The 16,861-nt window shown below is 65.6% G+C and carries 18 protein-coding genes; 7 read left to right on the plus strand and 11 right to left on the minus strand.

Going from position 1 to position 16,861, the window contains the following annotated elements:
* The first annotated feature begins 54 nt into the window (after positions 1-54).
* Genes ACFOPI_RS07865 through rlmD form a run of 3 tightly spaced genes read left to right on the plus strand, consistent with a single transcriptional unit; the run spans position 55 to position 3,189 of the window.
* Positions 55-954, plus strand: a complete 900-nt coding sequence (locus ACFOPI_RS07865) for a peptidoglycan DD-metalloendopeptidase family protein (protein ID WP_382172705.1) — start codon at positions 55-57, stop codon at positions 952-954.
* A 12-nt stretch (positions 955-966) separates the two neighbouring features.
* Positions 967-1,752 (plus strand): 3'-5' exonuclease, encoded by a 786-nt coding sequence (locus ACFOPI_RS07870; RefSeq protein WP_382172706.1) that lies wholly within the window; start codon positions 967-969, stop codon positions 1,750-1,752.
* 12 nt (positions 1,753-1,764) lie between these two features.
* A complete protein-coding gene (gene rlmD, locus ACFOPI_RS07875) occupies positions 1,765-3,189 on the plus strand; it encodes a 23S rRNA (uracil(1939)-C(5))-methyltransferase RlmD (RefSeq protein ID WP_382172708.1) in 1,425 nt (474 codons plus the stop codon).
* A gap of 30 nt (positions 3,190-3,219) precedes the next feature.
* Here the strand turns inward: rlmD and ACFOPI_RS07880 are convergent, their stop codons facing one another.
* Together ACFOPI_RS07880 and ACFOPI_RS07885 are read right to left on the minus strand one after the other, a co-directional pair.
* On the minus strand, positions 3,220-3,642 hold the full coding sequence (locus ACFOPI_RS07880; RefSeq protein ID WP_382172710.1) for a hypothetical protein: 423 nt from the start codon (positions 3,640-3,642) through the stop codon (positions 3,220-3,222).
* 116 nt (positions 3,643-3,758) lie between these two features.
* Complete coding sequence (locus ACFOPI_RS07885; RefSeq protein WP_382172712.1) at positions 3,759-4,442, minus strand: Bax inhibitor-1 family protein; 684 nt, start codon at positions 4,440-4,442, stop codon at positions 3,759-3,761.
* A gap of 173 nt (positions 4,443-4,615) precedes the next feature.
* Here ACFOPI_RS07885 and ACFOPI_RS07890 point away from each other — a divergent pair, with 173 nt between their 5' ends.
* Entirely contained in the window at positions 4,616-5,023 is a 408-nt protein-coding gene (locus tag ACFOPI_RS07890) for a GlcG/HbpS family heme-binding protein (protein ID WP_382172713.1), read from the plus strand.
* Between the two features lie 119 nt (positions 5,024-5,142).
* Here the strand turns inward: ACFOPI_RS07890 and hemP are convergent, their stop codons facing one another.
* The 7 genes from hemP to ACFOPI_RS07925 all read right to left on the minus strand — a co-directional run bounded on the left by hemP (position 5,143) and on the right by ACFOPI_RS07925 (position 11,658).
* Positions 5,143-5,340, minus strand: a complete 198-nt coding sequence (hemP, locus tag ACFOPI_RS07895) for a hemin uptake protein HemP (RefSeq protein ID WP_382172715.1) — start codon at positions 5,338-5,340, stop codon at positions 5,143-5,145.
* Positions 5,337-5,750, minus strand: a complete 414-nt coding sequence (locus ACFOPI_RS07900; protein WP_382172716.1) for an ExbD/TolR family protein — start codon at positions 5,748-5,750, stop codon at positions 5,337-5,339. Before ACFOPI_RS07900 ends, hemP begins: the two co-directional genes overlap by 4 nt.
* A 13-nt stretch (positions 5,751-5,763) precedes the next feature.
* Positions 5,764-6,498 carry a MotA/TolQ/ExbB proton channel family protein gene (locus ACFOPI_RS07905; protein ID WP_382172718.1) on the minus strand — a complete coding sequence of 245 codons (735 nt, stop codon included), beginning with the start codon at positions 6,496-6,498 and terminating at the stop codon, positions 5,764-5,766.
* 34 nt (positions 6,499-6,532) lie between these two features.
* Positions 6,533-7,186 carry an energy transducer TonB gene (locus ACFOPI_RS07910; protein WP_382172720.1) on the minus strand — a complete coding sequence of 218 codons (654 nt, stop codon included), beginning with the start codon at positions 7,184-7,186 and terminating at the stop codon, positions 6,533-6,535.
* Between the two features lie 292 nt (positions 7,187-7,478).
* Positions 7,479-8,555 (minus strand): alpha-hydroxy acid oxidase, encoded by a 1,077-nt coding sequence (locus ACFOPI_RS07915; RefSeq protein ID WP_382172722.1) that lies wholly within the window; start codon positions 8,553-8,555, stop codon positions 7,479-7,481.
* A complete protein-coding gene (locus tag ACFOPI_RS07920) occupies positions 8,552-9,241 on the minus strand; it encodes a Fe2+-dependent dioxygenase (protein WP_382172724.1) in 690 nt (229 codons plus the stop codon). The genes ACFOPI_RS07915 and ACFOPI_RS07920 overlap by 4 nt, the downstream gene beginning before the upstream one ends.
* A gap of 77 nt (positions 9,242-9,318) precedes the next feature.
* Positions 9,319-11,658: a TonB-dependent receptor gene (locus ACFOPI_RS07925; protein WP_382172726.1), complete on the minus strand. Its 2,340-nt coding sequence runs from the start codon at positions 11,656-11,658 to the stop codon at positions 9,319-9,321.
* A gap of 339 nt (positions 11,659-11,997) precedes the next feature.
* Here ACFOPI_RS07925 and ahpC point away from each other — a divergent pair, with 339 nt between their 5' ends.
* Together ahpC and ahpF are read left to right on the plus strand one after the other, a co-directional pair.
* A complete protein-coding gene (gene ahpC / locus ACFOPI_RS07930) occupies positions 11,998-12,573 on the plus strand; it encodes an alkyl hydroperoxide reductase subunit C (RefSeq protein WP_066154756.1) in 576 nt (191 codons plus the stop codon).
* 99 nt (positions 12,574-12,672) lie between these two features.
* Positions 12,673-14,262 (plus strand): alkyl hydroperoxide reductase subunit F, encoded by a 1,590-nt coding sequence (gene ahpF / locus ACFOPI_RS07935; RefSeq protein WP_382172728.1) that lies wholly within the window; start codon positions 12,673-12,675, stop codon positions 14,260-14,262.
* A 79-nt stretch (positions 14,263-14,341) separates the two neighbouring features.
* On the opposite strand, the gene ACFOPI_RS07940 is transcribed toward ahpF, so the two are convergent.
* A complete protein-coding gene (locus tag ACFOPI_RS07940) occupies positions 14,342-16,066 on the minus strand; it encodes a cation acetate symporter (protein ID WP_382172729.1) in 1,725 nt (574 codons plus the stop codon).
* A complete protein-coding gene (locus tag ACFOPI_RS07945; protein WP_382172731.1) occupies positions 16,063-16,371 on the minus strand; it encodes a DUF485 domain-containing protein in 309 nt (102 codons plus the stop codon). Before ACFOPI_RS07945 ends, ACFOPI_RS07940 begins: the two co-directional genes overlap by 4 nt.
* A gap of 223 nt (positions 16,372-16,594) precedes the next feature.
* Between ACFOPI_RS07945 and ACFOPI_RS07950 the strand changes: the two genes are divergently transcribed.
* The gene (locus ACFOPI_RS07950) at positions 16,595-16,855 is read left to right on the plus strand and encodes a DUF4212 domain-containing protein (RefSeq protein ID WP_382172733.1); all 261 of its coding nucleotides are present in this window, start codon (positions 16,595-16,597) and stop codon (positions 16,853-16,855) included.
* Positions 16,856-16,861: the final 6 nt, after the last annotated feature.

Raw genomic sequence — 16,861 nt, forward strand, 5'->3', positions numbered from 1 at the left:
TCGTAGAGGCAGTGCCCGGGTGGAAACGGGCCTGACATCAGGCAGGAAACAGGAATGAACAAGCGGGATTTCGAAAGACAGCCAGTGCGCACGCGGCGCATCTCATGGCGCGGTGTGGCCCTGTGGACCCTGATGGGGGGACTGGTGCTGACGGCCGGATGCTCCACACGGCGACTGAGCCAGCCCGCCCCGGTCGAGGACCGTTCCGGCGCGGCGCGGCCTTCCGAAGGCAAGCCCTTGCCAGGTGCGGAGAACGCTGGCAAACCGGGTTATTACACCGTTCGCCCAGGCGATACCCTGTACCGGATCGCGCTGGAGGCGGGCCAGGCACCACGCGACGTGCAGGCATGGAACAACCTGACCAACCCCAACCTGATCGAAGTCGGTCAGGTCCTGCGGGTGACGCCGCCCGTATCGGGCGCAGCCCCCACAGCGACCGGTGTAACCGCTGCGCCAGTGGCCACGCCGGGCGTGGTGGCACGGCCCCTGAACACGCCCCCCGCACCAGGCACGCCGGGTGCAACGCCCACCGCGCCGACTGCGGCCACACCCGCACCGGCCACGGAGCCCGTTTCCGCCGGTGCCGACGATGTCGCATTCGTGTGGCCGGCCCAAGGGGCGGTGGTGGCCTCCTTCGACGAGGGCAAGAACAAGGGTGTGTCCATCAGCGGTCGTCTGGGTGATCCGGTGCTCGCTGCCGCCGATGGGCGTGTGGTGTATGCCGGTGCCGGTCTGCGCGGCTACGGCAACCTGATCATCCTCAAGCACAACAACACCTTTCTCACGGCCTACGCCCACAACCAGGCCCTGCTGGTGCGTGAAGACCAGACCGTGAAGCAGGGGCAGCGCATCGCCGAGATGGGCAGCAGCGACGCCGATCGGGTCAAGCTGCATTTCGAGGTGCGCCGCAACGGCAAACCGGTCGACCCGGTGGCCTACCTGCCCAAGCGCTGAGCGGGCCGGCACATGGCCTGGCCGGTGCTGGTTTTTGACATCGAGTCGATTCCGGATGTCGATGGGTTGCGCAGGCTGCGCGACATGCCGGCAGAGGCTTCTGATGCCCAGGTGTATGAGGCCTGGCTGAACGAGCGCAAGGACAAGGGGCAGAGCGATTTCGCCCCGCTGCATCTGCAAAGGGTGCTCGTCATCAGCGTGGTGTTCCGCAATGCCGAGGGCCTGCGCGTGCACTCCTTTGTCGACCGCGACGGCCAAAGCGAAGGCCGGGTCATCCAGACCTTCTTCAACAGCATCGAAAAGCACCAGCCGCAGCTGGTGAGCTGGAACGGCGGCGGCTTCGACCTGCCCGTGCTGCACTACCGCGGCCTGCGCCATGGGGTCGAAGCCAGCAAGTACTGGGACTTGGGCGAGGACGACCGCGAGTACAAGTGGAACAACTACATCAGCCGCTACCACATGCGCCATCTGGACCTGATGGACCTGCTGGCGATGTACAGCCCCAAGAACAACGCGCCCCTGGACGCGCTGGCCAAGCTCTGCGGCTTTCCCGGCAAGCTGGGCATGGACGGCTCACAGGTCTATCCGCAGTACCTCGATGGGCGTCTGGAGGACATCCGCCGCTACTGCGAGACTGACGTGATGAACACCTATCTGGTGTACTGCCGTTTCCAAAAGATGCGTGGCGGCCTCACCGAAGCGGAGTACGAGCAGGAAATCGCGTTCGTTAAAGAGACGCTGGGCCAACTGGCGCCGACGGAAAGCCACTGGCAGGAATACCTCGCCGCCTGGGCCTGAGACAATCGGGGCATGAGCCAAGACAGCCCCACACAACAAGATCCACACATTCCCGCGTCACCCTCTGCCGGCCTGCCCGACGGCCAGCTGTTTGTCGAATCGCTCGACATCGAGGCGCAGGGCATCGCCCACCGGCCCGATGGCAAGGTCGTGTTCATCGACGGCGCATTGCCGTTCGAGATCGTCAGCGCCAAGGTCCATCGCAAGAAGAACAACTGGGAAGCGGCCACGCTGACCGAGATCCACCGCGAATCGCCGCAGCGGGTCACCCCTGGCTGTCCGCACTTCGGGTTGCATGAAGGCGCTTGCGGTGGCTGCAAGATGCAGCACCTGCATGCCAGCTCGCAGGTGGCGATCAAGCAGCGTGTGCTGGAAGACAACCTCTGGCATCTGGCCAAGGTCAAGGCCGAGATGCTGCTGCGCCCGATCGAAGGGCCGGCCTGGGGCTACCGCTACCGCGCGCGCCTGTCGGTGCGCTTCGTGCACAAGAAGGGTGTGGTGCTGATCGGTTTTCACGAGCGCAAGAGCCGCTACGTGGCCGACATGCAGGTCTGCCGTGTGCTGCCTCCTCATGTGAGCATGCTGCTCATGCCGCTGCGCGAACTGATCTACGGCATGGACGCCCGCGAGACCTGCCCCCAGATCGAATTGGCCTGCGGCGATGACGTCACCGCCCTGGTGCTCCGGCATCTGGAGCCGCTCAGCGAGGACGATCTGGTCCGGCTGCGCGCTTTTGGCCAGCAGCACGGCGTGCAGTGGTGGCTGCAGCCCAAGGGCCCGGACACGGTCCGGCTGCTCGACGAGGGCGGGGCGCAGCTGAGCTACCGCCTGCCCGAGTTCGGCATCACCATGCCCTTCAAACCGACCGACTTCACCCAGGTCAATCCGCACATCAACCGGGTGCTGGTGGCGCGCGCGCTGCGCCTGCTGGATGCGCATAAGAGCGAGCGCGTAATCGACTGGTTCTGCGGTCTGGGCAACTTCACCCTGCCGATTGCCACGGGTGCTGGTGAGGTGCTGGGCATCGAGGGCAGCGAGGCGCTGGTGGCGCGCTCGCGTGAGAACCTCGCGTTCAACCAGCAGGGGCGCCCGTCGCCGCTGGCGCCCACGACCTTCGTGGCACGCAACCTGTTCGAGATGACGCCCGAGATGCTGGTGTCCGATGGTGTGGCGGACAAGTGGCTGGTGGATCCGCCGCGGGAAGGCGCGTTTGCGCTGTCCAAGGCACTGGCCGACCTGCACCAGCAGCCGGAGCTGCGCGCTGGCTGGACGCCGCCCCGGCGCATCGTCTATGTGAGCTGCAACCCGGCGACGTTGGCGCGCGACGCCGGCCTGCTGGTGCACCAGGCGGGCTACCGTTGCACGGCGGCGGGGGTGGTCAACATGTTCCCGCACACGGCGCACGTCGAGAGCATGGCGGTGTTTGAACTGCCCTGAGGCTCAGCCGGCCAAGGTGGGCCCAGGCTGTCAGGACCTCTGGGTCTTGGCGTCGCCGGACGATTTGCCGGCCGGGGCCTTGTCGGTTGCCTTCTTCCCGGAGGATGACTTCGCGTCACCCGAGACGTGTTCGTCCTGGGCTGCGGTGTCTTTGTGTTCGACCAGCTCCTCGCCTGTGGGCGAATCGATGGCGGACGGCATGCCGACGATCTGGTTGTCGCGCATGTACTGGTCCATTTCCTTCCAGCCCGCAAACACGGCGGCCTTGCCGGCTTTGGGGTTGGACTTGAAGCAGTCCTCGATGCTGCGGATCGCATGCCGGCAGGCACTGCCGATGGCGTGGGCCTCGGCCTGTTTGCGCTCGGCCACCTGGGTGGCACTTTCAATGCCCAGCGCGTCGCAACCGGCCAGCAGGGCGGCGCACAGGCAGAGGGGCAGGGCAAGGTGTCGCATGGTGCTTGAACGAGGTTTGTCTTCGTTTTCGGCGGCGCAAACGAGAACTTGAGAGCGCACAGGCATGAAAAAGGGGACCTGGAGGTCCCCTTGTGTCGAAGGTGTAGTCCGACGGATCAGTCGTCGCCACCCATGATGCCGAACAGCGCCAGCAGGTTCTGGAACACCGCGAAGATGTCGATGAACAGCTGGGTGGCGGCCACAATGTAGTTGGTCTCGCCGCCGTCGATGATGTTCTTCACGTCGTAGAGCATGTACAGGCTGAAGACCAGCGTGCTCAGGGCGGTCAGGGCCAGCATCATGGCCGAACTGCCGATGAAGACGTTGATCACCGCGGCAATCAGGATGGCGATCATGCCGGCGAACAGCCAGCGGCCCATGCCGCTGAGGTCGCGCTTGATCACGGTGGCCAGCGTGGCCATGGTGAAGAAGACGCCGGCCGTGCTGGCGAAGGCGGCCATCACCAGCGTGGTGCCGTTGCCCATGCCCAGCACCACACCCAGCAGGCGCGAGAGCATCAGGCCCATGAAGAAGGTGAAAGCCATCAGGATGGCCACACCCGCCCCCGAGTTGCGGAAACGGTAGATCGCGAACTGGAAGGCCATCATGCCGCCGATGAACAGCACCATGCCGACGATGCCGCCAATGTTGCGGGTGATGCCGGTGCTCACGCCGATCCAGGCACCCAGCACGGTGGGGAGCATGCACAGGGCCAGCAGCCAGTAGGTGTTGCGCAGCACCTTGTTGCGCTCGGCGCTCAGGGCACCGGCAGTGCCTTGGTATTGGGTGAAGTCGGTCATGGTCTCTCCTGTTGGTCGGCGGAAGGCCGCGTGCGGCGCATTGTAGGGCGGTGCTCGTTGGCGTGTGGAAAGTGCTGTCGAGCGTCCGCGCGGTGAGAACAGTTTTGATCGCCGGTTCTGCAATGAACGCGTTATCGTTCGCTTTTCATTTCATTTTCTGCAGGACTGTTTTCATGAAAACCAAAGCCGTGCTCGAACTCGCCGACGTCAAGGCCATTGCCGCCGCCGCCGAAGCCGAGGCCCTGAAGAACCAGTGGGCCGTCACCATTGCCATCGTCGACGACGGCGGTCATCTGCTCTGGCTGCAGCGCCTGGACGGCGCGCCCGCCATGTCTTCGCACATCGCGCCGGCCAAGGCCCACACGGCGGCGCTCAGCCGCAAGGAGAGCAAGGTCTATGAGGACGTCATCAACCAGGGCCGCACTTCGTTCCTGAGCGCGCCGACGGTGCAGGGCCTGCTCGAAGGTGGTGTACCGGTAATCAAGGATGGCCAGTGCATCGGCGCGGTGGGCGTCAGCGGCGTGAAGTCCAGCGAGGACGCCCAGATCGCCAAGGCGGGCATCGCCGCAATCGGTCTGTGATCTGAAAAAACGCCTGGCTAACGGGGCCTTCGGCCCCCTGGCTGGCGAAAAACGACGCTCGGGGAATTGCTCATACCCCGGGTCGCCCCACGATTGAAAAAACGCTCAGGTCGGGCTGCTCACTTGGTGAGGATGAGCTTGCCCTGGCGGGTGGTCTGCAGGCGGTAGACCGCGCCGTTGTGCTCGATGGCCACCTGCGACCGGCCCTGCAGCACCGACTGGCTGCTGAGCACGGGCGCAGCGCCCGCAGCCGACGTCGGAGCAGGGGCCGTGACCGGGCTGGTCGACACAGGAGTAGAGGTGGTCGGACGGTTCATGGCTGTACGGGCTCCGTGATGAAACCGATCTTGCGCACACCCGCGCGCTGGGCGCTGGCCATGGCCAGTGCCACGCGCTCGTAGCGCACGTCCTTGTCGCCGCGCATGTGCAGCTCGGGCTGCGGCTCCATGGCCGCAATCTGCGACAGGCGGGTGCCCAGCTCGGCGTCGTCGACGGGCGTTTCGTTCCAGTAGTAGGCGCCAGAGGCGTCGACCGACAGGCGCACGTTTTCCGGCTTGTCGACCAGCTTCTCGTTGCTGGCGCGCGGCAGGTCGACCTTGACCGCGTGTTTGATGACCGGCACCGTGATGATGAAGATGATGAGCAGCACCAGCATGACGTCGATGAACGGGATCATGTTGATCTCCGCCATCATTTCGTCGCTGTCGTCCTGGGTTCCGATGGCCATGGGGACTCCTTGATCAGGCCTTCTTCATCGGCAGCACCTTGGCGTCAGCCCCGGAGCTGACACGGGCGCCGGTGACGAAGTAGGCGTGCAGGTCGTGGGCGAAGCGGTTGAGCTTGTGCAGGATGGCCTTGTTGCCTCGCACCAGGGCGTTGTAGCCCAGCACCGCGGGAATCGCCACCAGCAGACCCAGCGCGGTCATGATCAGCGCCTCGCCGATCGGGCCGGCCACCTGGTCGATGCTGACCTGACCGGCGGCGCCGATGCCCAGCAGTGCGTGGTAGATGCCCCAGACGGTGCCGAACAGGCCCACGAAGGGCGCGGTGGAGGCGATGGAGGCCAGCACCGTCAGGCCGCTCTGTGCCTTGGCGACGTGGTCGTCCAGCGTGCGGCGCAGGCAGCGCTCGATCCAGTCGCTCACGTCCAGGCTGTCGTGCAGCTGCGGAGCCTGCCGGCCGTCCTTGTGCAGGATGTGGCGCTGCGCTTCACGGCCTTCTACTGCCAGGGCGCGGAAGGGGTTGTGGTCGGCGGCACCGAGCTTGTCCAGCCCCTCGGCGAAATCGGCACTGTGCCAGAAGCCTTCGCTGGCCTTGGCCTGCAGGCGCTGGGCGCGCTGGTCCAGCACCTTCCAGAGAATGATGATCCAGGTGGCCAACGACATGACCAGCAGCACCAGGGCGACGGTGCGGGTGACGGCGTCGCCTTGCGACCAGACGTGGGCCAGGCCCGAGCTTGCGAGAGGAGTGTCCATGAAAAATTCTGAGAAATCGGAGGGTTTACGAAGGTCAGTCTTCGAGGCGGAAATCGATTGGCACCAGGTACCACATGGCTTCGGGCACGCCGGCCCGCTTGCCAGGCACATAGCGCCAGCGCAGCACGGTCTGGACTGCGGTCTCGTCCAGGCGAGGGAAGCCACTGGATTTCTGGACCTCGGCGCGGGTGGCGAGGCCGTCGGTGCTGATGTGGACACGGACGATGACACGGCCTTGCTCCCGCAGCCGCTTGGACAGTGGAGGGTAAGGCGGCTGCGGGTTGTTCAGGTAGTTGGCGTCGCTGGACGGCAGTTCCACCTTGGGCGGAGCCGGTGGCGCCACCGGGGCAGCCGCCACAGGCTCGGTGACCGCCGGCGCGGGTTCGGGTGGCGCGCTGACCACGCCTGTGGGGGCTTCGGGCGCCGGGGCTGGGTCGGCAATGGCCAGCGGCATTGGGGCCTGTTTGACCGCGCGCTGTACGGGCGCCACCGGTTTTGGGGCGGGCTGTGGCTTGGGCGGAGTGGGCTCCGGCGTGACTTGGGGCTGGGGCGGCTCGATCAACTCGGCCATCACCGCCACGGGCACCACCAGCTCCACGGCGCGCCGCAGCAGACCGGCCTGCAGGGCCCAGAGGCCCAGCACGTGAAAGCCGATGACGGCGGCCACGATGAGCAGACGGCGGTCCATGGGAGCTGGGTTGGAATGTGCCTCGCGTGCGTCGCCGGCAGACGGTGCCGGAGGGACGGGAAGGCCAAGAGCGGCGGAACTCATAGTGTAGGTGTCGTCGGAACGGAGCCGGTCCTTGTCAGGGACGGAACACCCACCACAGGGCGCCCAGCAGCAGGGCGAGGCTGACAAAGAGAGTGGTCAGGGTTCCGGTCATGGTGAGCTCTCTGGTGAAGGCGATGGGCCGAAAAACGATGTCGCGATTATAAATGAGAATGGTTCGTATTCTGTTGATTGGGCAAAATTTTTCTGCTCACGAGCGCGGCTGAAGCTGCGCAGGCCCCACCTCATCGAGCGTGCGGCAGCCGCACAGCGCCATGGCGATCTCCAGCTCGTCGCAGATCAGACGCAGCACCTGGGCGACACCGGTCGCACCGGCGTTCGCCAGCCCGTGCAGCACCGGGCGGCCGACCAGCACCGCGCTGGCGCCCAGCGCCAGGGCCTTGAGCACATCGGTGCCGCGGCGCACGCCGCCATCGACCAGCACCGGCACGTGGCCGTCCACGGCCGCCACGATCTCAGGCAGCAGAACGGCGGTGGCAGGCACGGTGTCCAGAGTGCGGCCGCCGTGGTTGGAGACGATCACGCCCGCAGCGCCGTGCTCGATAGCCAGACGGGCGTCGTCCGGGTGGGTGATGCCCTTGAGCAGGATGGGCAACTGTGTGACCGAGCGCAGCCAGACCAGGTCTTCCCAGGTCGGAGCGTGTTCCGCCAGGCCGCCACACAGACCAGGGCCGCCGGCCGCCGTGGCGACGCCGTCGGGCAGGTTGACCGCCACCACACCAGGGGGTAGCTGGAAACCGGAGCGGCGCTCCTGGTCGCGGCTGCCCTGCACGGGGGCGTCCACCGTGAGCACCAGGGCCTCGTAGCCAGCGGCCTCGGCGCGCGCCACCAGCGACTGCGTCAGACCACGGTCGGGCTGCAGGTAGAGCTGGAACCAGAGTGGTCCGCGGGCAGTTTCGCCATGGGCGAGGCGGGCCACTTCTTCAAGGGGCACCGAAGCCTGCGTGCTCAGCACATAGCCCAAACCCATCACCGCCGCCGCCAGCGCGCTGGCCAGTTCGCCCTGTGGGTGCGCCAGCCGCTGGTAGGCCATGGGGGCGACCAGCAGCGGGTGCGCCAGTTCCCGGCCCAGCAGCGTGCGGCGCGCGTGGCCACCGACGAGCGGGCGCAGCACCCTGGGACGAAGTTGCAGACGCTGCCAGGCGGTGCAGTTGTCCCGCAGCGTGATTTCGTCGGCGGCGCCCCCGAACAGGTAGGCCCAGGCGCCGGGGTCCATGCACTCCCGCGCCAGGCGTTCGTGGTCGGCGAGCGTGACCGGTTCTGTCATGTTTCGGCCCACATCCGAAGCAGGTTGTGGTATGTCCCAGTGAGACCCGTCGTTTCGGTGGTCTCGCCGTGGCGCTGGCGCAGGGCCAGCAGGTTCATGTCTAGTTCGTAGAGCAGGCGTCGTTGCTCGTCGCTGCGCACCATGCTTTGTACCCAGAGAAAGCAGGCCAGGCGCTCGCCCCGCGTGACGGGGGTGACCTGGTGCAGGCTCGTGCCAGGATAGAGCACCGCGTGGCCGGCTGGCAGCTTGACGCCGCGCGTGCCGTAGGTGTCGCTGACGGTGAGCTCGCCGCCGTCGTACTCCTCCGGGTCGCTGAGGAACACGGTGCAGGAGACGTCGGTGCGCACGTATTCGGTGCCGGCGGTCGTGGCCTTGAGGCGCACGGCGTTGTCGATGTGGTTGCCGTAGGTGTTGTGTTCGCCGCCGTAGCGGTTGATGCGCGGCGTGAAGATGCGCAGCGGCAGTGCGGCACTGAAGAACAGGGCGGATCGGTTCAGCCCGTCCAGCACCATCTGACGGATGCGGGTCGCGGCCTCGCAGTCATGTGGCAGTTGCTGGTTGTTCTTGACGGTGAGCGCCTGCGGACCGGCGCTGTCACGGCCATCGGTCCAGGGGGCGTCGTGCAGTAAGGCGCGAGCAGTGCGGATGTCGTCGGGCGACAGGATGTCGGGCAGGGTCAGCAGCATCGTGGGATCTGTCGTGGTCTTTCAGCGGAAAAGCCGCCCGGCTTGCGCGGGGCGGCTGTGGGGGCATGGGTTTGAAATCAGAACTTCAGGCTGGCGGTCACCTGCAGCGTGCGACCGGCACCCGGGATGTAGTGCGCCGGGTAGAGCTGGTCGGCATAGAGCTTGTCGGTGGCGTTGGCCAGGTAGGCCTTGATCGAGAGGCGTTCGAAGTCGAACGTGTACTCGGCCATCAGGTCGACGGTGGTGTAGGACGGCACCTTGAAGGCCACGCGGGTCGGGCTCTGCGAGCTGCGGAAGTTCAGGCCGGCGCCCATGCGCAGGCGGGGCGTGACCTGGTAGGTGCTCCACACCGTGCCGCTGTGCTCGGGCGTGAGGGCCGGGCGGTCGCCCGGGCGCTCGCCGATGGCCGACTGCGCGCAGGCGCCGGTGGCCGGGCAGGGCGCGGCCTTGTCGACGCGCGCCACCGGCAGCCACATGTAGGAGCCGTAGACCTCCCACTGCGGGGTCAGGCGGCCGGTGATGTCGGCCTCGAAGCCGGCGACGTGGCGCTTGCCGCTGAGCACGGTGACCGGCAGGTCCGGGTCGGTGTTGCGCTCGTTGGTCTTGGTCGAGCGGAAAATGGCCAGGCGGGTGGAAAAGCGCTTGTCCGCCGAGTCGAGCTTGGCGCCGAGTTCGAGGTTGACGCTCTTTTCCGGATCGGTGTCGGCGTTGGAGGCGCTCAGCGAGTAGGCGTCGCCCGAGGTGTTGAACGAGGAGCCGGCGGACACGTGGAAGGAGTGCAGCGGCGTGGGCTGGAACAAGGCGCCGATGCGCGGGCTGAACTCGGAGACGTGCATGCGGTACTTGGTGGCCGTGACCGGGCCGGGGGCCGCGTCCGGGATCGCGTTGATGTCGTAGTCGCCATTGAGGTTGTCGTAGCGCACGCCGCCAACGACCTTCCAGGCCGGTGCGACCTGGATCACGTCCTGCACATAGGCGCCGACGCCGGTGGCCACATAGGCGTTGTTCACGCGCAGCACGCGGCTGGCTTCGTTCACCGAGGCGCCGTCTTCCGGGGTGCCGATGGTGGTGGTGGGCTTGGTGATGGTGACACCGCCCTGCGCGGCCGAGCGCGCGGCGTAGACCGTGCGCTCTTCGCGGGAGACATCGACACCAGCGATCAGCTCATGCTTCACGCCCAGCGCGTCGAACTTGGTGCTGAAGTCCGACTGCGCCTGGACCGTGTCCAGCTTCTGGATCTTCAGGTGGGTGCCGCGCGTCAGCACGGTGCCGGGGCCGAAGTTGTCCAGGCTGACTGCGGTCGGGCAGTTCGGGTTGGTGATGGCGCCGGTCTGCTGGTTCACGCCTTGCGTGCAGAAGCGGATCGCGCCCGAGCGCAGGTCGCGGTCGAACTTGCCCACGCGCACCTGGGTCTTGAGTTCGCTGTCGCGGCTGAAGCGGTGGGTGTGGGCCAGGCCGGCGATGGTGGCGCTGGAGTCGTTGTAGTCGCTGGCCAGGCCGTAGTTGGTATCGGGGTCGACCGGCAGCAGCGTGCGGTCGTTGGAGCCTCGGGCAGGGGCAATGAACGGCATGCCGTAGTTGACGCCGTTGTTGTTGTCCAGGTGGTAGAGGCTGGCGAGGAACTCGTCGCGCTCGCCGATGCCGGTGCGGTAGGCCACCGCCATGCCGCGCTTGTCCAGGCTGGCGCCGCTGCCGTTGTTGTCGGCCTTGGTGGCCATGGCGTTGAGGCGCAGGGCCGAGCTTTCGCCGGTCTTGATATTGAAGTCACCGGTGGCGCGCACGTACTTGTGGTTGCCCAGTGTCAGGTCGACCTGGTGCTCGTCGATCAGCCGCGGCGTCTTGGACACCTGGTTGACGGCACCGCCGGTGGAGCCGCGGCCGAAGAGCATCGAGGCCGAGCCACGCAGCACTTCCATGCGGTCCATGGCGAAGGTGTCGCGGTCGTAGATGGCCGGGTCGCGCATGCCGTCGATGAAGAGGTCACCGGTGGCCTGCAGCGCGAAGCCGCGCAGGCGGATGTCTTCCTCACCACCCTCGGCGGCCAGGAAGGTGATGCCGGCGGTGTTCTTCAGCGCTTCCTTGACGGTGTCGAGGTTGCGGTCGTCGATCAGGCGTTCGGTCACGACGGTGACCGACTGTGGAATGTCGCGCAGCTGCTGTTTGCCCTTGCCGATGGTGGTCTCTGTGGCTTGCAGCGCGTCCTTGCCTTCGGGAGCCAGGGCCTTTTCACGCACCACCACGGTGGGCAGCTGCTTGTCCTCGCTGGCGGGAGCGGTCTGGGCCAGGGCGCCGAAGGAGCTGGCCAGCAGCATGGCGCCCAGGGGCAGCATCACGCTGGAGGCGGCGGGCAGGTGGGAAGAAGGGGCAGGGTGGGGGCGGCCGGCACGGGCGCGCAGGTTCTTGCGACGTTGGGACATGGAAGCTCGGGTCGAACAGGTTGTCGGCTGGCTTCAACGCAAGGCGCTGTGGCTGGCTGGAGTCGCGATGATATTGCAAACAAAAACGATTCTCAATAAAGTCTTTACTCGGCAGACATTTTGTGCGCTATTTGTAGCAAGCGGTCCACACCAATCAAGCCTGTCGACGGGGTGTGCGATTGCTGCATAGCAGCAAAGACTATCGGCCCGATGTAAACTATCAATGCGGAAGATTGATAGATGTCGACTATGATTCATCCCGTCGCGATATCCATCGCTTCCCGTTTCCGATTCCCTTCAACCTCTTCACAGGAAAACACCATGTCCCTGATCAACGCGCTGTCCATCATCAACACGCAAGTGCAGCCCTTCAAGACCACCGCCTTCGTCAACCGCACGGGCAAGGGCGAGTTCATCGAAGTGACCGAGAAGAGCCTGCAGGGCAAGTGGTCCGTGCTGATCTTCATGCCGGCCGCCTTCACCTTCAACTGCCCGACCGAGATCGAAGACGCCGCCGACAACTACGCCGAGTTCCAGAAAGCCGGCGCCGAGGTCTACATCGTCACCACCGACACCCACTTCTCGCACAAGGTGTGGCACGAGACCAGCCCCGCCGTGGGCAAGGCCAAGTTCCCCCTGGTCGGTGACCCGACGCACCAGCTGACCCGCGCCTTTGGCGTGCACATCGAAGAAGAAGGCCTGGCCCTGCGCGGCACCTTCGTGATCAGCCCCGAAGGCGTGATCAAGACGATGGAAGTGCACTCCAACGAAATCGCCCGCGACGTGAAGGAAACCGTGCGCAAGCTCAAGGCCGCCCAGTACACCGCCGCCAACCCCGGCCAGGTGTGCCCCGCCAAGTGGAACGAAGGCGCCAAGACCCTGGCTCCCTCGCTGGACCTGGTCGGCAAGATCTGATCCCCGCTGAGTCTTGAGCGTCGGGCGTTCGGCGGCCATTCGCCGAGCGCCCTTCCCCCAACGCTTCGCGCACAACGCACCGCATTCAAGGAGTTCCCCATGCTCGACGACACCCTCAAAGCCCAGCTGCAGCAGTACCTCGGCATGCTGCGCCAGCCGATCACGCTGATCGCGTCGCTGGACGACAGCGAGACCGGCGCCGAGATGCGTTCGCTGCTGGAAACCATCGCCAGCCTGTCGGACAAGGTCACCCTGGACACGTCGGGCGACGATGCCCGCAAGCCGTCCTTCGTGATCGCCCGTGCGGGCGAAACCACTGGCGTGCGCTTTGCCGGCCTGCCGCTGGGCCACGAGTTCACCTCGCTGGTGCTGGCGCTGCTCTGGACCGGCGGTCACCCGCCCAAGGTGGAACAGGACGTGATCGACTCGATCAAGGCGCTGGACGGTGACTACAGCTTCGAGGTCTACATGTCCCTGACCTGCCACAACTGCCCGGACGTGGTGCAGGCGCTCTCGCTCATGGCCATCGTGAACCCGAAGATCAAGACCGTAGTGATCGAAGGCGGCGCCTTCCAGCAGGAAGTGACCGAGCGCGAGATCATGGCCGTGCCCATGGTGTTCATGAACGGCCAGGTGTTTGCCTCGGGCCGCATGAGCGTGGAAGAGATCGTTGCCAAGCTGGACACGAAGTCGGGTGAGCGCGAGGCCGTCAAGCTCAACGCCAAGGACGCCTACGACGTGCTGATCGTCGGCGGTGGTCCGGCCGGTGCCGCGGCGGCCGTGTACGCGGCCCGCAAGGGCATCCGCGTGGGCATTGCGGCCGAGCGCATGGGCGGCCAGGTCAACGACACCATGGCGATCGAGAACTACATCTCGGTGCTGGAAACCGACGGCCCGAAGTTCGCCGCTGCGCTCGAAGCCCAGGTGCGCCACTACGAGGTGGACGTGATGAACCTGCAGCGCGCCAACCAGCTGATTCCCGCCAGTGAGCCGGGCGGTTTGGTGCAGGTGCAGATGGAAAACGGCGGCGTGCTCAAGGCGCGCAGCGTGATCCTGTCCACCGGTGCGCGCTGGCGCAACGTCAACGTGCCTGGCGAGCAGGAGTACAAGAACAAGGGCGTGGCCTACTGTCCGCACTGCGACGGCCCGCTGTTCAAGGGCAAGCGCACGGCGGTCATCGGCGGCGGCAACTCGGGTGTGGAAGCCGCCATCGACCTGGCCGGCATCGTCGAGCACGTGACCCTGATCGAGTTCGCCGACCAGCTCAAGGCCGACGCGGTGCTGGTGAGCAAGCTCAAGAGCCTGCCCAACGTCACCATCCATGTGAACGCGCAGACCACCGAGATCACTGGCGATGGCAGCAAGGTCAACGGCCTGAAGTACAAGGACCGTGTGAGCGGTCAGGAACACCATATCGCGCTCGAAGGCGTGTTCGTGCAGATCGGCCTGGTGCCCAACACCGAGTTCCTCAAGGGCACGGTCGAGCTCAGCCGCTTCGGCGAGATCGTGGTCGATGCCAAGGGTCACACCAATGTCGAAGGCGTGTTCGCTGCGGGCGACTGCACCACGGTGCCGTACAAGCAGATCGTGATCGCCGCGGGCGAGGGTGCCAAGGCCGCGCTCAGTGCGTTCGATCACCTGATCCGCCAGCCGGTGGCGGCACCGGCCCCAGCGGCCGTGGCGGCCTGAACCAGACAACAAGGCGTCGTCGGGAAAGAAAAAGGCCACCGGTTGCCCGGTGGCCTTTTTCATGGGGAAGCGGAACCGATCAGTGACCCGACGCGCCCGCGGCACCGATGCCGGTTTCAGACCGGACCTGCTGGGCCAGGAAGCCCGCGCGGTCCTTCTTGGCACGCGCGCTGTTGTCCAGGATGGAGAACAGCCAGATGCCGACGAAGCCGATGGTCATGGAGAACAGGGCGGGCGAGGTGTAGGGGAACAGCGCCGAGCCCTTGGGGTTTCCCAGCGTGGCTTCCCACACCGAGGGCGACACCACGGTCAACGCGACCGACGAGATCAGGCCCAGGAAGCCACCGATCACCGCGCCCTTGGTGGTGCAGTCCTTCCACAGCACGCTCATGAAGAGCACCGGGAAGTTGGCCGACGCCGCAATCGCGAAGGCCAGCGACACCATGAAGGCGATGTTCTGCTTCTCGAAGGCGATGCCCAGCACCACGGCGATGATGCCCAGGCAGATCGTGGTGATCCTGGAGACGCGCAGTTCGTCGGCGCTGTTGGCCTTGCCCTTCTTGATCACCGTACCGTAGATGTCGTGCGACACGGCCGAGGCGCCCGAGAGCGTCAGGCCAGCTACCACGGCCAGGATGGTCGCGAAGGCCACGGCCGAGATGAAGCCCAGGAACACGTTGCCGCCCACGGCGTTGGCCAGGTGCACGGCCGCCATGTTGTTGCCACCCAGCAAGCCGCCCTTGGCGTCCAGGAAGTCGGGGTTGGTCAGCACGAAGGTGATGGCGCCGAAACCGATGATGAAGGTCAGCAGGTAGAAGTAGCCGATCCAGCCAGTGGCCCACATCACGGACTTGCGCGCTTCCTTGGCCGAGGGTACGGTGAAGAAGCGCATCAGGATGTGCGGCAGGCCGGCGGTGCCGAACATCAGCGCCATGCCGAAGCTGATGGCGGAGATCGGGTCCTTCACGAAGTTGCCAGGGCCCATGATGGACTGGCCCGCGGCGGCGGCTTCTTCGGGCGTCTTGCCCGCTGTGCCGGCCAGGCCCGCCTTGATCTCGACCGCCTTGGCGAACATGGCCTCGGGGCTGAAGCCGAAGTGCCACAGCACCATGAAGGCCATGAACGAAGCGCCGCCCAGCAGCAGGCAGGCCTTGATGATCTGCACCCAGGTGGTAGCCGTCATGCCGCCGAACAGCACGTACACCATCATCAGCGCGCCGACGATGATCACGGCGATGTAGTACTCCAGGCCGAACAGCAGCTTGATCAGCTGGCCCGCGCCCACCATCTGGGCGATCAGGTAGAAGGCGACCACGACCAGCGTGCCCGAGGCCGCGAAGATGCGGATCGGCTTCTGCTCGAAGCGGAAGGCGGCCACGTCGGCGAAGGTGAACTTGCCCAGGTTGCGCAGGCGCTCGGCCATCAGGAATGTGATGACCGGCCAGCCGACCAGGAAGCCGATCGAGTAGATCAGGCCGTCAAAGCCGGACGCCATCACCGCGGCCGAGATGCCGAGGAAGGATGCGGCCGACATGTAGTCGCCCGCAATCGCCAGGCCGTTCTGGAACCCGGTGATGCCTCCACCGGCGGTGTAGAAATCGGCGGCGCTCTTGGTCTTGGCAGCGGCCCACTTGGTGATGAACAGGGTGAACACCACGAACAGCGCGAACATGGTGATCGCGGTCCAGTTGGTGGCCTGCTTCTCCGCCTGGCCGAGATCGGCGCCGGCTGCCAGGGCGGCGGCTGAAGCGGTGAACAGGGCGCCCAGGGTCAGGGCAGGGCGCAGCAAGGTGCGGGTGTTCATTGGTGCACCTCGGTGATGATGGCGTGGGACAGGTCGTCAAACTCGCTGTTGGCGCGGCGCACGTAGATCGCGGTGATCACGATGGTGAACAGGATCACCCCGAAGCCGACCGGAATGCCCACCGTCATCACGCCTTCGCCGAGGCGCTGCGACAGCCATTCCTTGTTGAAGGCCACCAGCAGGATGAAGCCGTAGTAGACGATCATCATCGCGGCGGTCAGCCACCAGCCGAAGCTGGATCGCCGCTGCTTGAGCTGCTGGTATTTGGGGTTGTCCAGGATGCGCTGGACCATCTTGTCTTCCATGGAGTCCTCCTTTGAATGGAAACGCTCCGGAGGCTAAGTGGACCCTCTTACCTAGGACTTACCCTTGGATTACCGCCGCTGACAGTCAGCAGCAATTTAGCTGTAAGGAAGCGCAACCAAAGTCCGGCCCGTGGCAATTGGAAAAGTCCTTTTCCGGTTGCGCAAAGCGCGGCGGTGACAGCCGTCAAAACAGCAAACGCATCACTTCGAGGAGACAACTTTCATGACTAGTGAAAGCAACGCGAAGGCCTACTGGTCTGCAACGCTGGGGCTGCTGACCAAGATCCTGGTCATCTGGTTCCTGGTGTCCTACGGCGCCGGCATCCTGTTTGCGGACATGCTCAACGGCATCAAGCTTGGCGGCTATCCGCTGGGTTTCTGGTTCGCCCAGCAGGGATCCATCTACGTGTTCATCGTCCTGATCTTCTACTACGCCTGGGCGATGGGCAAACTCGACCGCAAGTTCGGCGTGAGCGAAGACTGATCAAGA

The organism is Hydrogenophaga luteola, assembly GCF_042648585.1.
GTDB classification, from domain to species: domain Bacteria; phylum Pseudomonadota; class Gammaproteobacteria; order Burkholderiales; family Burkholderiaceae_C; genus Hydrogenophaga; species Hydrogenophaga luteola.